At 40.0% G+C, this 6,087-nt stretch carries 6 protein-coding genes and 3 tRNA genes; all 9 read left to right on the forward strand.

What is annotated here, in order from left to right; genetic code table 11:
• Positions 1-14 precede the first annotated feature (14 nt).
• Positions 15-443 (forward strand): protein TolR, encoded by a 429-nt coding sequence (tolR, locus tag B0169_RS17540; RefSeq protein ID WP_077288210.1) that lies wholly within the window; start codon positions 15-17, stop codon positions 441-443.
• Positions 443-1,330, forward strand: a complete 888-nt coding sequence (gene tolA / locus B0169_RS17545) for a cell envelope integrity protein TolA (protein ID WP_077288211.1) — start codon at positions 443-445, stop codon at positions 1,328-1,330. Before tolR ends, tolA begins: the two co-directional genes overlap by 1 nt.
• 17 nt (positions 1,331-1,347) lie before the next feature.
• Positions 1,348-2,694, forward strand: coding sequence for a Tol-Pal system beta propeller repeat protein TolB (gene tolB, locus B0169_RS17550; RefSeq protein ID WP_077288212.1), 1,347 nt, complete (start codon positions 1,348-1,350; stop codon positions 2,692-2,694).
• Positions 2,695-2,737: 43 nt separating this feature from the next.
• On the forward strand, positions 2,738-3,292 hold the full coding sequence (gene pal, locus B0169_RS17555) for a peptidoglycan-associated lipoprotein Pal (RefSeq protein ID WP_077288213.1): 555 nt from the start codon (positions 2,738-2,740) through the stop codon (positions 3,290-3,292).
• Between the two features lie 12 nt (positions 3,293-3,304).
• Complete coding sequence (gene ybgF / locus B0169_RS17560) at positions 3,305-4,093, forward strand: tol-pal system protein YbgF (RefSeq protein WP_077288214.1); 789 nt, start codon at positions 3,305-3,307, stop codon at positions 4,091-4,093.
• A 146-nt stretch (positions 4,094-4,239) separates the two neighbouring features.
• Positions 4,240-4,315, forward strand: a tRNA-Lys gene (locus B0169_RS17565).
• Between the two features lie 48 nt (positions 4,316-4,363).
• Positions 4,364-4,439, forward strand: a tRNA-Lys gene (locus B0169_RS17570).
• A 76-nt stretch (positions 4,440-4,515) separates the two neighbouring features.
• Positions 4,516-4,591 (forward strand) — tRNA-Lys (locus B0169_RS17575).
• A 205-nt stretch (positions 4,592-4,796) separates the two neighbouring features.
• Entirely contained in the window at positions 4,797-5,840 is a 1,044-nt protein-coding gene (gene nadA / locus B0169_RS17580) for a quinolinate synthase NadA (protein WP_077288215.1), read from the forward strand.
• Positions 5,841-6,087 lie beyond the last annotated feature (247 nt).

Raw genomic sequence — 6,087 nt, forward strand, 5'->3', positions numbered from 1 at the left:
GGTAGGCAATAACTATGTATAATCGAGTTAGGCGCCGCAAGGTCGCTGAGATAAATGTAGTACCTTATATTGATGTTATGTTGGTATTGTTGATTATCTTTATGGTAACAGCACCGTTGATAACACAAGGCGTAAAGGTAGATTTACCTCAGGCAGATGCAGAGCCTTTAAGTAAGGATATGAAGCCACCATTAGTTGCTTCTGTTGATGCAGAAGGTAATTACTATTTAGCCGTTGGCACGAGTAAAAATAAACCTATGTCGGCAGAAGAAGTTGCGACTTTAGTTGCCGCACACTTAAAACTTGAGCCAGATACTCCAGTTGTAGTGAATGGCGATGGAGCTGTCTCTTATGATGCCGTTATTCAATTAATGGTTATGTTACAAAAAGTAGCCGGTGTACCATCGGTTGGTTTAATGACTGATAGCCCGGAGAGTAAGTAGTGTCATCTAAGTATTCGACCCCTTTAGCATTGAGTTTTGCCATACATATAGTGTTAGCGGCAGTCTTGTTATTAGGTGATTTCTCGCTACCGCCAAAGCCAACAAAGCCGTCAGCACAATCGGAGCCAATTCAGGCGGTTGTCGTCGATCGAGGAAAAGTCGAGGCGCAAATTAATAAGATTAAAAAGCAAAAGGCAGATGATGCCAAGAAACTTAAAGATCTTGAGGATAGTATTGCAACAGCAAAAACCAAGCGTAAAAATGAAGAGCTGCGAATTAAAAACCTTGAGCGTCAGCGCAAGAAAAAAGAGCAAGAAAAAAGAGCGGCAGATAACGCGGCTAAAAAAGCTAAGGCTAAAGCTAATGCTGCAGATAAATTACGTAAACAAAAAGAGCTTGAAAAGCAGCGGGCTGATAAAGCTGCAGCCGATGCCCGCGCTAAACGAGTAAAAGAGGAAGCCGCGGCTAAAAAAGCGGAAGATTTACGTAAAAAGAAAGCTGCAGAGCGCAAACGAAAAGAGCAGGAAGCTCGAGAGCGAGCTGAACAGCAAAAAAGATTAGAGCAGCAAATGGCTGAAGACATGGCTAATCGTCAACAAGCGCGTCGGCAACAAATGATGACCGAAGTTGAAAAATACACCGGAATCTTTTACGGTCTAATCTTGAGAAATTTACAAGGTGAACATAAAGGTAACTCTTGTAGTGTAACTGTGCACTTAACATTAGAAGGTAGTATTAAATACGTGGTGGTTAATTCTGGAGGAAAAATTATTTGTGATGCTACTGAAAATGCAGTTTATCGCGTAAATAAATTCCCAATGTCAGATGACGTAGATGTAAACAAGGAATTAGTAGAAGTTAAATTAACCTTTGCTCCTGTGGAATAAATAACTTTAAGAGACTTATGAAAATTTTTAAGACGATATTACTCACTTTATTAGCAACAGTGGCTTTCTCAAGTTCAGCTGTTATTGAAATTATCATCACTGAAGGGATCAATACAGCGCGCCCAATTGCTGTTGTTCCTTTTAAATGGACAGGAACAGGTGTGATGCCTGAACGTTTGTCTCAAGTGATCAGTGATGATCTACTGCGCAGTGGTAAGTTTAGCCCGATTAGTGATTTGCGCTTTCCACAGTCGCCTAGTGATGACGGTGAGGTGGATTATGCTGCCTGGGCAAGTGAAGGTGTTGAAGCGATTGTCATTGGAGAGGTGAGTGAAACTTCTATCGGTCGTTATCAAGTAAAATATCAGCTTGTTGATGTTATTCGCGGTCAAGTCACCGGCGGTGAAACCCAAATGTTAAGTAATGGTGAGCTAGTGCGAACCTCAGATCATATCTTAGATGAAAGCAGTGTGGAAATCGGTGCTGAGCAATTTCGTCGTTACGCACATCGTATCAGTGATGTGGTTTATGAAAAACTTACCGGTACTCGTGGGGCATTTTTAACAAAAATTTCTTATGTTATTGTTCGAGATAACGGTGAGTATCCATATCAGTTAGTGATTGCTGACTACGATGGTTTTAATGAACATGTGCTGCTGAGCTCTAAAGAACCTTTGATGTCACCAGCCTGGCACCCAAATGGTAGTAAGTTAGCTTATGTAACATTTGAGAACCGCCAAGCACAAATTCACGTGATCGATATTTATTCAGGTCAACGTAATTTAATCACTTCTTTTGAAGGCATTAACAGTGCCCCTAAGTGGTCACCTGATGGTAAAAAACTCGCCATGGTACTTTCCAAAGATGGAAACCCAGAGTTATATGTTATGGATGTCGCGAGTAAAAAGTTACGTCGTGTGACACGCCATCGTGCAATAGATACCGAGCCAAGTTGGACACCTGATGGTAATTCATTGATATTTAGTTCCGAGCGTGGTGGAAAAGCACAGCTATATCGCGTAAATTTAGTCAGTGGTAAGGTTAGAAGGCTAACATTTGATGGCGAAATGAACTTAGGTGGCTCGTTAACACCCGATGGTCGTCAATTAGTGATGGTAAATCGTACACGTGGCAAGTATCATCTAGCTAAGCAAGAATTTGATTCAGGAATTTTTCAAGTACTAACAAGTACTCGTTTGGATGAATCCCCAAGTATTTCGCCTAATGGTGGAATGATAATTTATAGTACTTTACACAATAACCGACAGGTACTAAGTTTAGTTTCTGTAGATGGAAGGTTTAAGGCTAGATTGCCAGCACTTGATGGTGAAGTGAAGTCTCCTTCATGGTCACCATTTTTATAATAATTATTAGTAATTTAATTTGTAGATAATAAGGACACATAAAATGCGCTTGAATAAAACAGTAAAAGCTTTAGCGGTTGTTTTACCTATTATGGCTTTATCAGCCTGTAGTTCATCAGACTCTGCTAGCGAAGACGCTAGTGCAATGCAAACTAACGAAGCAGCAATGGCTGAGCAAAAGGCTCGAGACGAAGCTGAACGTGTAAAAGTTGCAGCAATGAAACGTGCTGATGAGATTGAAGCTAAAAAACGTCAAGAAATTGAGAGATTACGTTCTGAGCACATTGTTTACTTTGATTTTGATAAATCAACAGTAAGTGGTAGTTTTTCTGCTGTTCTTGATGCCCATGCAAAGTTTCTTAACGAAAACACTAACGTAAATGTGCTAATCGAAGGCCATGCAGATGAGCGTGGTACGCCAGAGTACAACATTGCTTTAGGTGAGCGTCGTGCAAAGTCTATCGAAACCTACTTAGAAAATATGGGCGTTTCAGCTTCACAACTAAGTACAGTAAGTTATGGTGAAGAAAAACCTATGGTTAAAGATCGCAGTGAAGGCGCGTTTGCTAAAAACCGTCGTGCTGTATTAGTTTACTAATCAGGTAATTAAATGAAACCCAATAGCATTCTATTCGGGATGTCCTTTGCTGTTGCTACCAATTTGGTAGTAGCAGCAGAACCTGCTCCTGTTATTGAAGTAATGGCTGGTACACCTACCAACGGTGCCAAAGCAAGCTTAAGTGAACAACTGGTAAGCCTCGAACGTAAGCTTGATGCGCGTAATCGAGCGCAAGTTAATGTACAACGACAGTTGGATGACTTACAAAATGAAGTTAATGAACTGCGCGGTATTACTGAACTTCATACCTATCAGTTGAGTCAAGTACTAGAGCGTCAACGTGAACTCTATCAAGAACTTGATCGTAGAGTATCTGAAGCATTAAAACCGGCAAATAAAGCTCCTGCTGCAATTTCTGCAGATGCTAATAGTGCTGGTAAGGTAAATTACAGTAATAACTTAACTGAAAATGAAGCTTATGATCGTGCCGTAAATATGGTGCTAAAAGATAAACGCTACGAACAAGCCATACCTGAGTTTGAAGCATTTAATCAAAAGTACCCTAATTCAAGCTATGCAGCGAACGCACACTATTGGTTAGGACAACTATTGTTTAACAAAGGTGAAATGGCTAAAGCACGACAAGAATTTGATTTAGTCGTTAGTGATTACCCTGAGTCTAGTAAACGTAGTGATGCAATGTTGAAACTGGCTATGGTTGAACAAAAAGAGAATAATCCAGTCAAGGCAATTACTATTTATCAAAAACTGATAGCTGAGTACCCAAATTCAAGTGCGGCTAAGTTAGCGCAACCAAGGTTAAACAGCTTAAAACCATAAACGTTGTTGATAAGTTGTTCGTATTGGTTGGTTTTTGTCCGAACGGACGATAAAGTTTAAAAAAGCTTAAAATTGTTGTTGCACTAAAATTTTTTATGGGTATTATATGCCCCGCGTTGGACGAGTAGTGCAACGCAAGCAAATGTCGGTCGTTAGCTCAGTTGGTAGAGCAGTTGGCTTTTAACCAATTTGTCGAAGGTTCAAATCCTTCACGACCGACCACTTTTTTACCAATAATGTGGTTGGCATTTGTTTAAGTAGTATATGTATCGGTCGTTAGCTCAGTTGGTAGAGCAGTTGGCTTTTAACCAATTTGTCGAAGGTTCAAATCCTTCACGACCGACCACTTTCTCTATTTGTAGAGTTAAGTGGAAATGTTTTTATTTCTTATAAATTCATTTAAAAAATTAAAAGTAGTTTATCGGTCGTTAGCTCAGTTGGTAGAGCAGTTGGCTTTTAACCAATTTGTCGAAGGTTCAAATCCTTCACGACCGACCACTTTTAATTTCTTCAATATTTTCTAATTTTTTTCTGTATATAATAAATCAATTATTCTTCAAGCATTATTTTAATCAGCCATACTTTATATTTATTCTATAACTCTTATTATCATAAGTACTTACCTAGGTTACATTCGTAGTACACTTTTATTGCCCTATACCTTATAATTCTCTCGATTTTAAGGCACTCATTGAGAATAGATATGACCCAAGCAAATTTAGCCGTTGACTTTGACTTTCAATTTCCACAAAAGCCTGCACCATTAAGTGACGCAGAGCGTGAAGAGTATAAAGCACGCATCAAAATCTTATTGAAAGAAAAAAATGCTGTGTTGGTCGCTCATTATTATACTGATCCCGAAATTCAGGCACTAGCTGAAGAAACCGGTGGTTGTGTTGCAGACTCACTAGAAATGGCAAGGTTTGGCAATAACCATCCAGCAGAAACGCTCATTGTTGCTGGAGTACGCTTTATGGGCGAAACGGCAAAAGTATTAACCCCTGAAAAAACAGTGGTGATGCCGACTTTAGAAGCAACGTGTTCGCTGGACTTAGGGTGTCCTATTGAAGAGTTTAATGCTTTTTGCGATCAACATCCTGATAGAACAGTTGTTGTCTACGCTAATACATCAACAGCGGTAAAAGCACGAGCCGATTGGATTGTTACCTCTTCGTGTGCGCTAGAAATTGTTGAGCATCTTGATGACTTAGGTGAAAAAATTCTTTGGGGTCCTGACCGCCACCTAGGTTCATATATTGAAAAACAGACCGGTGCGGATATGATCATGTGGCAGGGCGCTTGTATTGTTCATGATGAATTCAAAACTAAAGCCCTACATGATATGAAGGCACTTCACCCGGATGCCGCTGTTCTTGTTCACCCAGAATCACCAGCTGAAATAATTGACCTGGCAGATGCCGTTGGCTCAACTAGTCAGCTGATCAAAGCGGCACAAGAGCTAACAAATAAAAAGTTTATTGTTGCTACCGATCGCGGTATTTTCTATAAAATGCAGCAGCTGTGTCCTGATAAAGAGTTTTTTGAAGCCCCTACTGCTGGTGAAGGGGCAACATGTCGTAGCTGTGCACATTGTCCTTGGATGGCGATGAATGGCCTAAAAGAAATAGAGCAAGCATTACTTGATCCGCAAGGGCGAGAAGTCTTTGTTGATATGTCACTACGTACAGGCGCTCTTAAATCACTTGATCGCATGTTAAACTTTAATGCTGAGATGAAAAAGCAGTAACTTTGTTATCGGTAGTTTATAAATTGGACAACTAAACTGGCATTCCTCAAATCAGCTTGCGTTCTATGGATTAATTCCCTACCATAGCGCGCATTAAAGCTTGATTTGAATATAAATCGTCTGGCTTTATTGTGGTTCTGTATTCGAATGTACGCTAAGTTGAATTGACACGGCTTGCGTGCTCATCGGCTAATAACCATAACGTGTTGTAGCACGTTAACTTACACAATAGTTTTATCATGGTGAG

The organism is Cognaticolwellia aestuarii, from assembly GCF_002000025.1.
GTDB classification, from domain to species: Bacteria; Pseudomonadota; Gammaproteobacteria; order Enterobacterales; family Alteromonadaceae; genus Cognaticolwellia; species Cognaticolwellia aestuarii.